Source organism: Microlunatus capsulatus (assembly GCF_017876495.1).
Taxonomy (GTDB): domain Bacteria; phylum Actinomycetota; class Actinomycetes; order Propionibacteriales; family Propionibacteriaceae; genus Microlunatus; species Microlunatus capsulatus.
Window position 1 is genome coordinate 1,173,387 of the sequence record NZ_JAGIOB010000001.1, and the last position, 15,659, is coordinate 1,189,045.

General features: G+C 73.2%; 14 protein-coding genes. 5 read left to right on the forward strand and 9 right to left on the reverse strand.

Annotated elements, in window-relative coordinates:
• Nucleotides 1-17: 17 nt before the first annotated feature.
• The 3 genes from JOF54_RS05385 to JOF54_RS05395 are packed head-to-tail and all read right to left on the reverse strand — an operon-like array spanning nucleotide 18 to nucleotide 2,912.
• Complete coding sequence (locus JOF54_RS05385; protein WP_307803857.1) at nucleotides 18-368, reverse strand: DUF4233 domain-containing protein; 351 nt, start codon at nucleotides 366-368, stop codon at nucleotides 18-20.
• Entirely contained in the window at nucleotides 365-1,822 is a 1,458-nt protein-coding gene (locus JOF54_RS05390) for a bifunctional folylpolyglutamate synthase/dihydrofolate synthase (RefSeq protein ID WP_210053685.1), read from the reverse strand. The genes JOF54_RS05385 and JOF54_RS05390 overlap by 4 nt, the downstream gene beginning before the upstream one ends.
• Nucleotides 1,823-1,841: 19 nt before the next feature.
• The gene (locus JOF54_RS05395; RefSeq protein ID WP_210053687.1) at nucleotides 1,842-2,912 is read right to left on the reverse strand and encodes an ABC transporter substrate-binding protein; all 1,071 of its coding nucleotides are present in this window, start codon (nucleotides 2,910-2,912) and stop codon (nucleotides 1,842-1,844) included.
• Between the two features lie 134 nt (nucleotides 2,913-3,046).
• On the opposite strand from JOF54_RS05395, the gene valS reads away from it, so the two are divergent.
• Together valS and JOF54_RS05405 are read left to right on the forward strand one after the other, a co-directional pair.
• Nucleotides 3,047-5,650 carry a valine--tRNA ligase gene (gene valS / locus JOF54_RS05400; protein WP_210053689.1) on the forward strand — a complete coding sequence of 868 codons (2,604 nt, stop codon included), beginning with the start codon at nucleotides 3,047-3,049 and terminating at the stop codon, nucleotides 5,648-5,650.
• A 60-nt stretch (nucleotides 5,651-5,710) separates the two neighbouring features.
• Complete coding sequence (locus JOF54_RS05405) at nucleotides 5,711-6,571, forward strand: SDR family oxidoreductase (RefSeq protein ID WP_210053691.1); 861 nt, start codon at nucleotides 5,711-5,713, stop codon at nucleotides 6,569-6,571.
• 177 nt (nucleotides 6,572-6,748) lie between these two features.
• Here JOF54_RS05405 and JOF54_RS05410 read toward each other — a convergent pair whose 3' ends face one another.
• Together JOF54_RS05410 and JOF54_RS05415 are read right to left on the reverse strand one after the other, a co-directional pair.
• Nucleotides 6,749-7,711: an aldo/keto reductase gene (locus tag JOF54_RS05410; RefSeq protein ID WP_210053693.1), complete on the reverse strand. Its 963-nt coding sequence runs from the start codon at nucleotides 7,709-7,711 to the stop codon at nucleotides 6,749-6,751.
• A gap of 21 nt (nucleotides 7,712-7,732) precedes the next feature.
• Complete coding sequence (locus JOF54_RS05415) at nucleotides 7,733-8,770, reverse strand: NADPH:quinone reductase (protein ID WP_210053695.1); 1,038 nt, start codon at nucleotides 8,768-8,770, stop codon at nucleotides 7,733-7,735.
• A 118-nt stretch (nucleotides 8,771-8,888) separates the two neighbouring features.
• Between JOF54_RS05415 and JOF54_RS05420 the strand changes: the two genes are divergently transcribed.
• From JOF54_RS05420 to JOF54_RS05430, 3 genes are all read left to right on the forward strand, one after another.
• On the forward strand, nucleotides 8,889-9,347 hold the full coding sequence (locus tag JOF54_RS05420; protein WP_210053696.1) for an SRPBCC family protein: 459 nt from the start codon (nucleotides 8,889-8,891) through the stop codon (nucleotides 9,345-9,347).
• Nucleotides 9,348-9,477: 130 nt separating this feature from the next.
• Entirely contained in the window at nucleotides 9,478-10,176 is a 699-nt protein-coding gene (locus JOF54_RS05425) for a hypothetical protein (protein ID WP_210053698.1), read from the forward strand.
• 76 nt (nucleotides 10,177-10,252) lie between these two features.
• A complete protein-coding gene (locus JOF54_RS05430) occupies nucleotides 10,253-10,807 on the forward strand; it encodes a uracil-DNA glycosylase family protein (protein ID WP_210053700.1) in 555 nt (184 codons plus the stop codon).
• A gap of 92 nt (nucleotides 10,808-10,899) precedes the next feature.
• Here the strand turns inward: JOF54_RS05430 and clpX are convergent, their stop codons facing one another.
• The 4 genes from clpX to tig all read right to left on the reverse strand — a co-directional run bounded on the left by clpX (nucleotide 10,900) and on the right by tig (nucleotide 15,616).
• A complete protein-coding gene (gene clpX, locus JOF54_RS05435; protein WP_210053702.1) occupies nucleotides 10,900-12,189 on the reverse strand; it encodes an ATP-dependent Clp protease ATP-binding subunit ClpX in 1,290 nt (429 codons plus the stop codon).
• 120 nt (nucleotides 12,190-12,309) lie between these two features.
• Entirely contained in the window at nucleotides 12,310-12,969 is a 660-nt protein-coding gene (locus JOF54_RS05440) for an ATP-dependent Clp protease proteolytic subunit (protein ID WP_372443471.1), read from the reverse strand.
• A gap of 10 nt (nucleotides 12,970-12,979) precedes the next feature.
• Nucleotides 12,980-13,654 (reverse strand): ClpP family protease, encoded by a 675-nt coding sequence (locus JOF54_RS05445; RefSeq protein ID WP_372443472.1) that lies wholly within the window; start codon nucleotides 13,652-13,654, stop codon nucleotides 12,980-12,982.
• A gap of 498 nt (nucleotides 13,655-14,152) precedes the next feature.
• Nucleotides 14,153-15,616: a trigger factor gene (gene tig / locus JOF54_RS05450; RefSeq protein WP_210053704.1), complete on the reverse strand. Its 1,464-nt coding sequence runs from the start codon at nucleotides 15,614-15,616 to the stop codon at nucleotides 14,153-14,155.
• Between the last annotated feature and the right edge of the window lie 43 nt (nucleotides 15,617-15,659).

The following is a 15,659-nucleotide window of genomic DNA, read 5'->3' on the forward strand; positions in this document are numbered from 1 at the left end:
CTGCGGGCGGCGCCGGCTCAGGCGGGTCGGGTGCGACCCTGCTCGTCGAGCCGCCGGCCCAGGATGAAGGTGATCAGCCACAGGGCCAGGAACAGCCCGCCGACGACGTACATCGCCGTCGTGAGCAGCCCCAGCGCGAGACCGACGAGCTGGGTGAGCCAGCCCAGCGGGTAGCCGGCGGGCCGGCGCATCATCGCGGCGGCGACCAGCGCCAGCAGGGCCGCTCCCCCGGCGCACAGGCCGGCGGTGAGCGGGTCGACGTCGGAGATGAGGATCATCACCGGGATCGCCAGGCCGAACAGGATCACCTCGAAGGCGAGGATCGCCAGCAGCACGACCCGCATGGGGTTCTTCGCGCTGAGGTTCACCGGGACCCCGCCCCGGGCAGGAAGCCGTCGTAGGGGTCGACGCCCTCGTCGCCGTCGGGGTCCTCCTCGTCGTCGGCCCAGTCGTCGTCGAGGTCGTCGGTCGGGGTCGGGGCGGGCTCGGGGGTGTCGGTGACCAGCAGCGCGCGGGCCTCGCCGACCAGCACCACCGAGCCGGTGACGACGACGCCGGGGGTGCCGGCGCCCTCGGCCTCGGCGCGGCCGACGGCCACCTCCAGGGCGTCGTCGAGGCGGGGGGCGACGGTGACGCGCTCGGGGCCGAAGACCTCGGCGGCCAGCTCGCCCAGCTCGTCGGCGGGCATCCCACGGCTGGTCGAGGACACCTGGGTGACCACGACCTCGTTCATGACCTCCTCGAACACCTCGAGCAGGCCACGTGCGTCCTTGTCGGCCATCACGGCGACGACGCCGACCAGCGGGTTGAAGGCGAAGGCCTCGGTCAGCGCGGCGGCGGTGGCCCGGGCTCCGTGCGGGTTGTGCGCGGCGTCCAGGACGACGGCGGGCCCGCGCCGGACCACCTCGAGGCGGCCGGGGAAGATGACCTGGGCGAAGCCCTCGCGGACGACGTCGGGGTTGACGGCCTTGAGGCCCAGGAACGCCTCGACGGCGGCGAGCGCCTGCGCGGCGTTGTTGGCCTGGTGCGCGCCGTAGAGCGGCAGGAAGACGTCGTCGACCGGGCCCTCGGCACCGTTCAGCCGCACCATCTGGCCGCCGACGGCGAGCTGGCGACCGAGCACGCCGAAGTCGAGCCCCTCGCGCTGGGCGATGGCGCCGACCTCGGCGCAGCGGGCGAGCAGCACGGCGGCCGCCTCGACCGGCTGGCCGGCGAGGATCGCCTGCGCGCCGGGCTTGATGATGCCGGCCTTCTCGGCCGCGATCTCGGCGACGGTGCCGCCCAGCAGGTGGGTGTGGTCCAGGTCGATCGGGGTGACGACCGCGACGTCGCCGTCGGCCACGTTCGTCGCGTCCCAGGTGCCACCCAGGCCCACCTCGAGGACGGCGACGTCGACGGGGGCGTCGGCGAAGGCCGCGAAGGCCATGCAGGTGATGATCTCGAAGAAGGTCATCGAGACCCCGTCGAGCTGCTGCTCGTCCACCAGAGCGACGAGGGGCTCGACCTCGCGCCACACCTCGTCGAAGCGCTCGTCGGAGATGGGCTCGCCGTCGATGGTGATCCGCTCGTTGACCGCGGTGACGTGCGGGCTGGTGAACCGGCCGGTCCGCAGACCGGTGGCGCGCAGCAGCGACTCGATCATCGCCGAGGTGCTGCCCTTGCCGTTGGTGCCGGTGACGTGGATGACCCGGAAGGCGTGCTGGGGGTCCCCGAGCAGCCCGGTGAGCGCCTGCACCCGGGCGAGGCTGGGCGCGACCCGGTGCTCGGGCCAGCGGCGGGTGAGGGCGGCGACGATCTGGGCGTGTGACTGCGGCTCTGGCATGGCCTGTCGAGTCTAGGCCTCAGCCCTCCTGCTCGCTGCTCGTGGCCGGGTCGCCGTCCACCGCCGCCGCCACCCGGTCCACGAAGTTCTCCAGCAGGTAGGGCAGGGAGAGCACGGTGAGGAACGAGAACGGGTCGGTGGCGGCGTCGGCGCTGCGCAGCCAGACCACGCGCTCCTCCCGCGCCACGGCGAACCGGCGGAAGACCGCGGTCTCGATCTGCTGCTGCTGGTCGCCGGCGTCGGCGAAGCAGACGAGGGCGTCGACGTCGAGCAGGTCGGCGCGCTCGTCGCTGATGGTGCCGCCGAAGGTGTTGCCGGTGTCCCCCAGCGCCTCGGCGAACCCGTCGGGCAGCACGAAGCCGAGACTGGTCAGCAGCCGCGTCCGCGGGTCCTGCTCGCCGTAGACGTAGATCCCCTCGTACGGCGTGGCCACCAGCGCGGTCCGACCGGCGAAGGCCGGGTGGGCCGCCGCGGCGTCGGCGACGGCCTGCTTCGAGGCCGCGACCAGCTCGGCCATCCGCGCCGGCCGCCCGACCGCCCGGCCGACGACCTCGGCCTCGACGTCCCAGGGGATGCCGTAGTCCACGAACCCCTCCGGCGCGGCGACGACCGGGGCGATCGCGCTGAGCTTCTCGTAGTCCTCCGCGGTGAGCCCCGCGTAGAGCGCCAGCACGAGGTCGGGCGCCAGGCCCGCGACGGCCTCGAAGGCGATGCCGTCGGCGGTCTCGAGCGCCTGCGGGGCGGGGCGCCCGTCGAGCGCCGCCTCCGCCCACGGGCCGATGACGCCGCCCTGGCCGAGCTCGAGCCACGTCGAGGCGCCCACCGGCACGATCCCGAGGGCCAGCAGGTCGTCCTGGTCCTTGAGCCCGACGCAGACGATCCGGGTCGGCTGCTCGGTCAGCGTCGTCTCGCCGAACTTGTGGGCGATGGTCACCGGGAACGCGCCGTCCTCCGGCCCGTCGGACGTCCCGGTGACGGCGTCGTCGGCCCCGGCCGCGGCCTTGCCGGTCGCCCCGCACGCGGTCAGGCCGGGGACGGCGACGCCGAGGACGGCGAGCGAGCCGAGCAGGGAGCGGCGGGTGAGGGGCACGGCAGGACCTCCGGGGTCGGCGAGCGGACGAGTTAGGGAAGCCTATCCTCACCTCGGGCCGCCTGCGGGCCCGTGTGCCGGTCGGTGGACGTCGCCGATGTGCGCGCGGCGCACAGCCTTCCTAGACTTCACCGGTGACCACCGAACCGCTCGTCAGCCGGCCCGTCGCGCACCCGCAGGCCGCCCGGGTACCGGAGAAGCCGGCGCTGGAGGGTCTGGAGGACCGCTGGGTGGAGCAGTGGCGCACCGCCGGCACCTACGCCTTCGTGCGCCCGTCCTCCCGCGCCGAGGTGTTCAGCATCGACACCCCGCCGCCGACCGTCTCCGGCTCGCTGCACGTGGGGCACGTCTTCTCCTACACCCACACCGACCTGGTGGCCCGCTACCAGCGGATGCGCGGCAAGCACGTCTTCTACCCCATCGGCTGGGACGACAACGGCCTGCCGACCGAGCGCCGGGTGCAGAACTACTTCGGCGTCCGCTGCGACCCGTCGGTCCCCTACGACCCGGACTTCACCCCGCCCGAGAAGCCCGACGCCAAGCGCCAGGTGCCCGTCAGCCGGCGCAACTTCGTGGAGCTGTGCCACGAGCTGACCCACGTCGACGAGCGCACCTTCGAGGACCTGTGGCGCCGGGTGGGGCTGAGCGTGGACTGGTCCTCGCTCTACACGACGATCTCCGACGACTCCGTCTCGGTGGCGCAGAAGGCGTTCCTGCGCAACGTCGCGCGCGGCGAGGCCTACATGTCCGAGGCGCCGACCCTGTGGGACGTGACCTTCCAGACCGCCGTGGCCCAGGCCGAGCTAGAGGCCCGGGACTACCCCGGCGCCTACCACCGCGTCGCCTTCCACGCCGCCGACGGCCCGGTGCACGTCGAGACCACGCGTCCCGAGCTGATCCCGGCCTGCGTGGCCCTCATCGCCCACCCCGACGACGAGCGCTACGCGCACCTGTTCGGCCAGACCGTCACCTCCCCGCTCTACGGCGTCGAGCTGCCGGTGCTGGCGCACCCCGCGGCCGAGATCGACAAGGGTTCCGGCCTGGTCATGTGCTGCACCTTCGGCGACCTGACCGACGTCACCTGGTGGCGTGAGCTGCAGCTGCCGGCGCGGGTGGTCATCGGCCGCGACGGCCGGCTGCTGCGGGACAAGCCCGAGTGGCTCTCCGACGCCGTGAACTGGGACGAGCTGGCCGGCCTGACGACGTTCTCAGCGCGCGAAAAGGTCGTGGCCGCCCTCCGCGCCGCTGGCGACCTCGACGGCGAGCCGAAGCCGACGCAGCGCAAGGCGAGCTTCTACGAGAAGGGCGACAAGCCGCTCGAGATCGTCTCGACCCGGCAGTGGTACATCCGCAACGGCGGCCGCGACGCCGACCTCAAGGCCGTCATGCTCGCGCGCGGCGACGAGTTGGCCTGGGTGCCGCAGCACATGAAGTACCGCTACGACAACTGGGTGGGCGGCCTCAACGGCGACTGGCTGATCTCGCGGCAGCGGTTCTTCGGCGTCCCGTTCCCCGTCTGGTACGCGCTCAGCGCCGACGGCGAGCCCGACTACGCCCACCCCCTGGTGCCGGACGAGTCGGCGCTGCCGGTCGACCCCAGCTCCGACGTGCCGACCGGCTACACCGCCGAGCAGCGCGGCGTCCCCGGCGGCTTCATGGCCGACCCGGACGTCATGGACACCTGGGCGACGTCCTCGCTGAGCCCGCAGATCGTCTGCGGCTGGGAGCGGGACCCGGAGCTCTTCGGGCTCACGTTCCCGATGGACCTCAACACCCACGCGCACGAGATCATCCGCACCTGGCTGTTCTCCCGCGTCGTCCGCGCGCACTTCGAGAACGGCTCCCTGCCCTGGGTGCGCTCGATGATCTCGGGCTTCGTCATGGACCCGGACCGCAAGAAGATGAGCAAGTCCCAGGGCAACGTCGTGGTGCCGACCGAGATCCTCGAGCGCTACGGCTCCGACGCCGTCCGCTGGCGCGCCGCCAAGGCCCGTCCCGGGATGGACTCCCCCTTCGACGAGCGCGAGATGAAGGTGGGCCGCCGGCTGGCGACCAAGGTGCTCAACGCCTCGAAGTTCGTGCTGGCGATCAGCAGCGACCCCGACCTGGCCGCCGTCACCGAGCCCGTCGACCGGGCCGTGCTGGCCGCGCTGGCCGACGTCGTCGACGCCGCGACCACCGCGTTCGACGCCTTCGACTACACCGGGGCGCTGGAGGCCGCGGAGCAGTTCTTCTGGCAGTTCTGCGACGACTACCTCGAGCTGGTGAAGGAGCGCGCCTACGGCGACGTGACCGACCCGGCGGTGCGCTCGGCCCAGGCGGCGCTGGCGCTGGCCCTGGACGTGATGCTGCGGCTGCTCGCGCCGATCATGCCCTTCGCCACCGAGGAGGTCTGGTCGTGGTGGAAGGACGGCTCGATCCACACGGCGGCCTGGCCGGCGCGCGCCGAGCTGGCGACCGACGGCGACCCGGCGGTGCTGGCCGCGGTGTCGACGGCGCTGGTCGAGATCCGCGGGGCGAAGTCCCAGGCCAAGGTCTCGATGCGGACCGACGTCGCGGCCGCGGAGTTCTCCGGGTTGGCCGAGGCGCTCGCCCGGCTGCGCGACGTCGAGGCCGACCTGCGCGCGGTGGGCCGGATCACCGGCGACGTCTCCTGGGTCGCGGGCGACGGCCCCGTCGCCGTCCGGGTCACCCTGGCCGAGGAGACCCGGCCGGCGGCTCCGCGGTCGGCGGAATAACCCCCGGCGGCCGCGGGTTGCCGCAGTCAGTAGAAGTTTCAACTGACTGAGGAGCACCCCATGCCCACCACCGCCGTCACCGGAGCCACCGGCCACCTCGGCCGCCTCGTCGTCGCCTCCCTGCTGGAGCGGGGGGCCGACGTCGTCGCCGTCGTCCGCGACGCCGCCAAGGCGGCCGAGGTCGTGCCCTCCGGCGCCGAGGTCCGGGTCGCCTCCTACGACGACCGCGCGGCCCTCGAGGCGGCGTTCGCCGGGGTCGACACCCTGGTCCTGGTCTCGGGCTCCGAGGTCGGCCAGCGCGTCCAGCAGCACACCAACGCCGTCGAGGCCGCCGCCGCGGCGGGCGTCCGCCGGGTCGTCTACACCAGCGCCCCGCACGCCGACACGACCACGCTGGTGCTGGCTCCGGAGCACAAGGCGACCGAGGAGGTCCTCGCGGGCTCCGGGCTGGCCTGGACCGTGCTGCGCAACAACTGGTACCACGAGAACTACGCCGCCCAGGTCGGCCAGGCGGCGGAGTCCGGCGTGCTGCTGGGCAGCGCGCACGACGGCCGGATCGCCAGCGCCTCCCGCCGCGACTACGCCGAGGCCGCAGCCGCCGTCGCCGTCCAGGACGGCCACGAGAACACGGTCTACGAGCTCGCCGGCGACGTGGCGTGGACGCTCCCCGAGCTGGCCGCCGCGATGGCCGAGGTCAGCGGTCGCCCGGTCGGGTACCGCGACGTGAGCACCGAGGAGCACGTGGCCGCGCTGACGGCCGCGGGTCTCGACGAGGGCACCGCCGGCTTCGTGGCCGCGCTCGACGCCGGGACCGCCGCGGGCACGCTGGCCGACACCAGCACGGGCGACCTGCGCCGCCTCCTCGGCCGCCCCACCACCCCGCTGGTCGAGGGCCTGCGGGACGCCGTCGCCGCAGTCTGAGCCGTGTGCACCGCGCCCTGAGCCGAGTCCACCGCGCCCTGAGCCTGTCGAAGGGTCACCCCGGCGCTCCGGAGGCCCTTCGACGAGCTCAGGGAGCGGGGGTCGGCCCTTCGACAGGCTCAGGAAGCGGGGGTCGCCCCTTCGACGAGCTCAGGGAGCGGGGCGGGCCGGACGTCGTCAGAGCGTCGGGTCGGCCCAGACCGCCTCGGGGACGGGGCGGGTGAGCCGCTCCGCGGCCGCCGCCACCTCCACCGGGGAGCGGAGCCCGACGACCACCGCCGCGGTCGCCGGGTGCCGGAGCGGGAACTGCAGGGCCAGGTCCGGCAGCGTGACGCCATGCTGCTCGGCCCGGAGCGCCCAGCGACGGGCGGTCGCCAGCACGCCGGCCGGCGCGGGCCCGTAGTCGAAGCGGGCGTCGTCGGCCGGCCAGGGCGCGGTGAGCAGCCCGGAGTTGTAGGCGGCCGCGGCCAGCACCGACACCGAGCGCTCCTGCGCCGCCGCCAGCAGGGGCTCGGCGGAGCGGTCGACGAGGGTCCAGCGGCCCGCGACCATCACCACGTCCAGGTCGGTCTCGACGACGACGCGGTGCAGCGCCTGCCACTGGTTCATCCCGACGCCCACGGCCCCGACCAGCCCCTCCTCGCGCAGCGCCACCAGCGCGGGCACCGTCTCGGCGACGGCCTGGTCCAGCACGTCGTCGGGGTCGTGCACGAGCGCGACGTCCACCCGGTCGAGCCCGAGCCGCTCGAGGCTGGCCTCGAGGCTGCGCCGGACGCCGTCGGCGGAGTAGTCCCGGACGCGGGTCAGGTCGTCAGGGACGGCGAACTGGTGCGCCATGTCCGAGCCCGTGGGGTGCGGGTTGTCGACGAGCAGCCGGCCCACCTTCGTGGACACGACGAGCTGGTCGCGCGGGCGCCCGGCCAGGGCGGCGCCCAGCCGCCGCTCCGACAGCCCCAGCCCGTAGTGGGGTGCGGTGTCGAAGTAGCGGATCCCGGCGTCCCAGGCGGCGTCGACGGCTGCCCGCGCGTCCTCGTCGGTGACCGGTGCGTACAGGTTGCCGAGCGCGGCGGCGCCGAAGCCCAGCGGGGTGACCTCGACGTCGGTCCGCCCCAGTCGCCGCCGCCCGCTCACCCCTGCCACGGGCCCGAGCCTAGCCAGGGCTCAGCCGGCGACGTCGATGAGCACCTTGCCCACGGTGTCGGCCTCGACCGCCGCGTGCGCGTCGGCCGTCCGCTCCAGCGGGAAGCGCGTCAGCGGCAGCCCCGCCTCCTCGCCGACCGGCAGCGCGCCGTCCTCGAGCGCCCGGGTGATGTCCTCGGCCGCGACGGCGAGGGCGTCCTCCCCGACGGTGTAGAGCAGCAGGCCCTGGTAGCGGATGTTCTTGGCGAAGGTCGGGACGACGTCCAGGGTGACGGTGTCGCCGTTGTTGTTGGCGTAGTAGGCGACGGTCCCGTGGTTGGCCAGCACGGCCGTGTTCAGCGCCGCGTTGGGGCCGGGCGCCACCTCGACGACGACGTCCACGCCGTCCGGGGCGATCGCCGAGATCTCGGCCGCCGCGTCACCCGTGCGGTAGTTGACCACGTGGTGGGCGCCGGCGGCGGTCGCGAGGGCGGCCTTGGCGTCGCTGCTGATGGTGGTGATGACGGTGGCGCCGGCCCAGCGGGCCAGCTGGATGGCGGCGTGCCCGACGGCACCCGCTCCCCCGGCCACCAGGACGGTCCGGCCCTCCAGGGCCCCGGGGGCGAGCCGTGAGGGTCCCTGCTCGGAGACGGTGAGCGCGCGGTGGGCGGTCATGGCCGGCACGCCGAGCGAGGCGCCGACGTCGAACGAGACGCCCTCGGGCAGGGCGACGACGTGCTCGACGGGGACGACGACGTACTCCTGCGCCGTGCCGGTCGGCCGCTGGTGCTGGGACAGGAACGTCCAGACCGGGCTGCCGACCCGCAGCCGCGGGGCGAGGTCGGCCGCGTCGGCGCCGATGGCGTCGACCGTGCCGGCGCCGTCCTGGTTCGGCGTCACCTCGGGGAACGGCAGGTCCTGGCCGGGGCCGCCGCCGGCGCGGGACTTCCAGTCGGTGGGGTTGACGCCGGAGACGGCGATCTTGACGCGGACCTCGCCGGGCCCGGGCTCGGGCACCTCGCGGTCGACGAGCTGGAGGACGGACGGGTCACCGGTCGCGGTGTAGAGGATGGCCTTCATACCAGTCCCAACCCCGTGCGGCGCCGGACTCTTCCCGCGGGCGTCCACCTGGCGGAAAGGTCGTGCACGACGGGACCCGGTGGCCGTGCGCTCAGGGGTCACCGGCCAGACTGGCGCCATGACGACGACGCAGACGGTCACGCGGACCATCAACGCCCCCGCGGCGCAGATCTTCGACCTGCTCTCCAACCCCGAGCGGCACACCGAGTTTGACGGCTCCGGCTTCCTCCGCTCGGCGGTGAAGCCCCAGCGCATCAGCGCGGTGGGCGACACCTTCCGGATGGACATGGAGGGCGCCCACATGGGCGGGGAGTACCAGGTCGACAACCACGTCACCGGCTTCCAGCCCAACACCCTGATCGCCTGGAAGACCGCCCCGGCCGGCACCGAGCCGCCCGGGTGGGAGTGGATGTACGAGCTCAAGGCCGACGGCTCCGACCGGACCGACGTCACCCTGACCTACGACTGGACCCACGTCACGGACAAGGAGCTGCTCAAGAAGGTCGGCTTCCCGCTGGTCAGCGAGGACGCGATGGAGTCCTCCCTCGCCTCGCTCGCCGCCGCGGTCAACGGCTGACCTCGCCCCCGGCCCCGCAGGACGGCCCGGACACCCACGGGTGTCCGGGCCGTTCCGCGTCCGGGGCAACCCGACCGGCGCCCCGGGCGTAGACAGCGCACGAAGCACACCCGCTGTCCCGGAGGTCATCATGCCCGTCCGTCCCCTGCGCACCGCCGCCCTCGGCCTGAGCGCTCTCGCCGTCACCGCCGCCACCGCGATCGTCGCGCCGGTCGGGGCGAGCGCCGCCGGCCCCTCGGGCGCCGCCGCCCACCTGCCCGTGGAGCGGACCCTGTCCTGGCACCAGCGGGGCGACTGGGTCTCGGAGGGGACCACGCGCTCGACCGAGCCCACCAGCCCGTCGCCGTGCCTGACCCGCCCGCTCAACCGCTACCCCGGTGCGCGCGCGGTGACGGCCGAGCGCAGCTTCACCCTGCCCGACGCCGAGCGGGGCGCGGCCCTGGCCGTGGTCGTGGAGTTCGACAGCCGGGCCCGGGCGGCCGCGGCGGCCGCCGCCGTCCAGCGGTCCCTGCGGCGCTGCGCCGCCACCCTGGCCGACGACCCGGGTCACGCCGAGGTCCAGGTGGCCCCGACCCGCCGGGTCCGCGTCCCGCGGGGCACCGCCCGCTTCACCGAGGTCACCCGCGCCAGCCCCGCCGACCTCGAGGCCGGGCTCCGGACCTTCGACGCGACGGCCACCGTCGCCTCCGGACGCCGTCTGCTGGTGCTCACCCTGTCGGTGACCGGCCAGGACGACAGCTGGTCCCACCGCGCCGACGACCCGACGGGCCTACCCCTGCACCCGATGTACGCGACGCTGCCCCGCGCCGCCTCGCGGCTGGCGGGCTAGCCCCGGCACGCGCGGCCGGGCGGCCGGCGCACGGGCGCACGGGTCCGTGGCCGGCGCCCGGCCGCCGTCTGGTGGGATGGCCACGACCATGACGACACCCGACCCGACGAGCACCGCCCCCGACCGCTCCCTGCTGCGCCCGGGGCTCCGGGTGCTGGTCGCCGGCACCACCGGCCGCGGCCGCCGTCCGGCGCAGTACTACGCGGGCCCCGGCAACCAGTTCTGGGCCCTCGTGCACGCCAGCGGCCTGGTCGCCGAGCGCCTCTCACCCGACCGGGCCGAGCGCCTGCCCGCCCTCGGCGTCGGCCTCACCGACCTCGTGATCGAGCGGGTGGAGCTGGCCGGCCGCGAGCCCGAGGTGCTGGTCCACCGCGCACCCTTCGACGCCGCCGTGCGCGCCGCCGCCCCGCGGGTGGTCGCGTTCGTCAGCAAGACGGCGGCCACCTGGTACGCCCGGGGCGCGGGCGAGCGGCTCCCCCGCGGCTACGGCGAGCTGGACTGGGCCGTCGCCGGCGTGCCCGCCTTCGTGCTCCCGGGGCCCTCGGGCGCCAACAACGCGATGGCGGCCTCGCGGACCGCCCTGTGGACCGACCTCGTCGACTTCCTCGAGCACCTGGAGGCCGGGGCCTGAACCGGCACCGGCCCCGGCGGGCACGCCCCGCGGGTGCGGGAGGTGCCGGCCGGGGCCGGTGACCGAGCAGGTCGGCGTCGGAGCAGGAGCGCTCAGGCGGACTTCTCGCGGCGCTCGCGCTTGGCGAGCTTCTCGCGCGGGACCAGCGTCGGCAGCGCCGCGTCCTTCACGACCTCGGCGGTGATGATCACCTGGGCGACGTCGTCGCTGCTCGGCACGTCGTACATGACGTTGAGCAGCACCTCCTCGAGGATCGCGCGGAGGCCGCGCGCGCCGGTGCCGCGCAGCAGCGCGAGGTCGGCGATGGCCTCGATGGCGTCGTCGCTGAACTCCAGGTCGACGCCGTCGAGCTCGAAGAGCTTCTTGAACTGCTTGACCAGCGCGTTGCGCGGCTCCACGAGGATGCGGATCAGCGCGTCACGGTCCAGCGGGCTGACCGAGGCGATCATCGGCAGCCGGCCGATGAACTCCGGGATCAGGCCGAACTTGACCAGGTCCTCGGGCCGGACGTCCTCGAAGGGGTCCTCCGCCTCGGGCCGCCGGGTGGCGGAGTCGTTGTTGAAGCCCAGCGGCCGCTTGCCGACCCGGCTGCCGATGATGTGGTCCAGCCCGGCGAAGGCCCCGCCCACGATGAACAGCACGTTGGTGGTGTCGATCTGGATGAAGTCCTGGTGCGGGTGCTTGCGGCCGCCCTGCGGCGGCACGCTGGCCGACGTGCCCTCGAGGATCTTCAGCAGCGCCTGCTGGACGCCCTCGCCGGAGACGTCGCGGGTGATCGACGGGTTCTCGCTCTTGCGGGCGATCTTGTCGACCTCGTCGATGTAGATGATGCCCGTCTCGGCCTTCTTCACGTCGAAGTCGGCGGCCTGGATCAGCTTCAGCAGGATGTTCTCGACGTCCTCGCCGACGTAGCCGGCCTCGGTCAGCGCCGTCGCGTCGGCGATGGCGAAGGGCACGTTGAGCATCTTGGCGAGGGTCTGGGCCAGGTAGGTCTTGCCGCAGCCCGTCGGGCCGATCAGCAGGATGTTGGACTTGCCCAGCTCGACGCCGTCGTCCTCCGCGCGGCGGGCCGGGTTGGCCGCCTGCGCCTGGACGCGCTTGTAGTGGTTGTAGACGGCCACGGCGAGCGCCTTCTTGGCGTTGCCCTGGCCGATCACGTAGCCGTCGAGGAAGGAGCGGATGGCGTGCGGCTTCGGCAGCTCCTCCAGCAGGCCCACCTCGGTGCCCTCGGAGAACTCCTCCTCGATGATCTCGTTGCAGAGATCGATGCACTCGTCGCAGATGTAGACGCCGGGTCCGGCGATCAGCTTCTTGACCTGCTTCTGGCTCTTCCCGCAGAAGGAGCACTTCAGCAGGTCGCCGCTCTCTCCGATGCGTGCCACGACCGTTCCTTTCCTCGGTGGTGCAGCCCGGCCGACCCGCGGGTCGGCCGGTGGATCAGGTGGACCCGGCCCGACGGCGAGGGACTACCTCGTCGACGGGCCGGGTCTGCCCGGTGGGGCTCAGGCGTCGACGGCCTTGAGGGACGTCAGGATCTCGTCGATGATGCCGTACTCGAGGGCCTGCTCGGCCGTCAGGTACTTGTCGCGCTCGATGTCCCGGCTGACCTCGTCGGTGCTCTTGCCGGTGTCGGTGGCCAGCATGTCCTCCATCAGGGACCGGATGCGCAGGATCTCGCGCGCCTGGATCTCGATGTCGGAGGACTGGCCGTAGCCGCCCTCGGTGGCGGGCTGGTGGATGAGGATCCGGCTGTTCGGCAGGGCGAGACGCTTGCCCTTGGTGCCGGCGGCGAGGATCACGGCGGCGGCCGAGGCCGCCTGCCCCAGGCAGACGGTGCGCACGTCGGGCTTGATGTAGCGCATCGTGTCGTAGATCGCCGTCAGCGCGGTGAACGAGCCGCCCGGGGAGTTGATGTAGATCTCGATGTCGCGGTCGGCGTCCATCTGCTGCAGGCACAGCAGCTGGGCCATCACCGCGTTGGCGATCTCGTCCGAGATCGGGGTGCCGAGGAAGATGATGCGGTCCTCGAACAGCTTGGTGTAGGGGTCGATGCGCCGCATCCCGTAGGACGTGCGCTCCTCCCACTGCGGGATGTAGTAGTCCATGGTCGGCGCGAACGGCTGACCCTCAGCGCGGGGCGCGCCGAACGATGCGTTGCTCATCGCACGCTCCTTACTGGTTCGGGGCTTGGGTGGAGGGGATCTGCGCGGCCGAGGCGTAGACGTGGTCGATCTGGCCGTACTTGAGCGCGTCCTCGGCGGTGAACCAGCGGTCGCGGTCGGAGTCGGCCTCGATCTGCTCGAGCGTCTGGCCGGTGTGCTCGGCGATCAGCTTCTGCATCACGGTCTTGATGTGCAGCGACTGCTCGGCCTGGATGCGGATGTCGCTCGCGGTGCCGCCGAGGCCGCCGGAGGGCTGGTGCATCATGATCCGGCTGTGCGGGAGCGCGTAGCGCTTGCCCTTGGTGCCGGCGCACAGCAGGAACTGCCCCATCGAGGCGGCGAGGCCCATGGCCACGGTCGCGACGTCGTTGGAGATCCAGTTCATGGTGTCGTAGATCGCCATGCCCGAGTCGACGGAGCCGCCCGGGGAGTTGATGTAGAGGTAGATGTCGCGGTGCGGGTCCTCGGCGTTCAGCAGCAGCATCTGCGCGCAGATCGCGTTCGCGTTCTCGTCGCGGACCTCGGAGCCGAGGAAGATGATGCGGTTCTGCAGCAGCGCCTGGTACACGTTGTCGTCGAGTCCGATGCCGTTCCGGCTCGCTGCTCGGGGCTGGACGACGCCCGCCTGCCCTGGGTACTCAGAGTGTGCGTTCACGTCGACGAACCTACCCCGCAGGACTGACATCCCGGGGTGAGCGCGCGCGTTGTTCGCTGTCGGCGCAGCGTGCCCGGGGCCCGCCCGGACACGGGTGGCGGCGGGCGGTGGCTCTCCCCCAGACGTGAGCCACGGCCGCGCCGTTCCCGTCGGCGACGGCGCGGGCGACCCTCCCCTGACGTGGGCCGTCCCTGCCGTGCACCGCTCCCCTGCCCGCCCGGGCCCCGGCCGACCGGGCGCCGACCCTCCCCCAGACGTGGGTCGCCGCTCCGTCCGCCGGGCTCCGGTGCGGCGGCGCTCCCCCTGACCTGCGCCGCCCCTGCGGGGCCCTGCTCACCGGCGATCCCCCTCGTCGTCCGGTGATGAGAACGATGCCGGGCCGACCTCGGCGCGGGCTGTGGCCGACGTCGGCCCCGGCTCAGGATCGGCGCAGGCTTGGCCCCGCCACCTCAGGACGGACCCCCTGGACGCAGCAGAGCCCCCGTCCGGGACCGGACGGGGGCTCTGCGGGTGGTGCGGGGCGGTGGGTCAGGCCTTGGCCTGCTCCTCCTCGTCGACGGGGGCGTCGGCGGTGGTGGTGCCGTCGCCCTCGGCGACCGGGGCGGTGCCGTCGAGGACCTCGCCCTCCACGGCCTCGGTCTCCTCGGCCGGGTCGCCGATCGTGCCGTCCTCACGGAGGTTCGCCAGCTCGACGGGGGCGCCGTCGCTGTCGGTCACCGTGGCCGACTCGACGATCAGCGCGAGCGCCTTGCCGCGACGGATCTCCGTCATGTACTCGTCGATGTGGTGCGGGTGCTCCTGCAGGTGGTCGGCGACCTGCTGCGGCGGCACGTTGTCCTGCTGGGCCTTGCGGATGATGTGCTGGGTCAGGTCGTTCTGGTCGACGCCCACCTGGTGCTCGTCGGCGACCTTGTCCAGGATCATCTGGGCCTTGAGCGCCTGCACGGAGCGGGTCTCGACGTCGGCCCAGAACTCGTCCTCGGTCTGCCCCTCCTCGGCCTCGGTCAGGTACTGCTCGAGGCTCAGCTGGGCCTGCGCGAGCTGCTGGCTGATCTGCTGCTTCCGGGCCTCGGTCTCCGACGCCAGGATGTTCTCCGGCACGTCGATCTCGAGCTGGGAGATGAGCTCCTCGAGGACGGCGTCGCGGGCGCGGCCGGCCTGGTCGAGGCGGGCCATCGCGGTCAGCCGGTCGGCGATGCTGGCGCGCAGCTCGCCGATGGTGTCGAACTCCGACGCCTGCTGGGCGAGCTCGTCGTCGGCCTCGGGCAGCTCCTGCTGCTGCACCTTGGTGACGGTGACCTCGATGTCGGCCTGCTCGTCCTTGAGGGGACCGCCGACCAGGGTGGAGGTGAAGGTCTTCGAATCCCCCGCCGAGAGGCCGGTGACGGCCTCGTCGAGCCCGTCGAGCATCTGGCCGGAGCCGACGGTGTACTCGAGGTCCTCCGCCGTCGCGTCGGGCAGCGCCTCGCCGTTCTGGGTGGCGACCAGGTTGATGCTGACGATGTCGCCGTCAGCGGCCGCGCGCTCGACGGTCTCGCGGGAGCCGAAGCGGCTGCGCAGGACGTCGATCTGCTCGTCGACCTGGGCGTCGGGCACCTCGAGGGCGTCGACGGTGGCCGTCAGGCCGGAGAAGTCGGGCAGGTCGAACTCGGGCCGGACGTCGACCTCGGCGGTGAACTCGATGAGGTCGCCGTCCTCGAGCTTGGTCACCTCGACCTCGGGCTGCGTCAGCGGCGACAGCGAGTTCTCCGCCACCGCGGCGCCGTAGAAGCGCATCCAGGAGTCGTTGAACGCCTCCTGGATCACCGCGCCGCGCCCGAAGCGCTGGTCGATGACCATCGGGGGCACCTTGCCGCGGCGGAAGCCGGGGATGCTGATGGTCTTGGCGATCTCGGCGTAGGCCTTGTCCATGCTCGGCTTGAGATCGGTGAACGGCACCTCGACGGTGATCTTGACCCGCGTGGGGCTCAGCTGCTCGACAGTGCTGGGCACTCTTGTCACTCCTGGATTGGGGTTTCGTCCCAGGGCGTCGTCG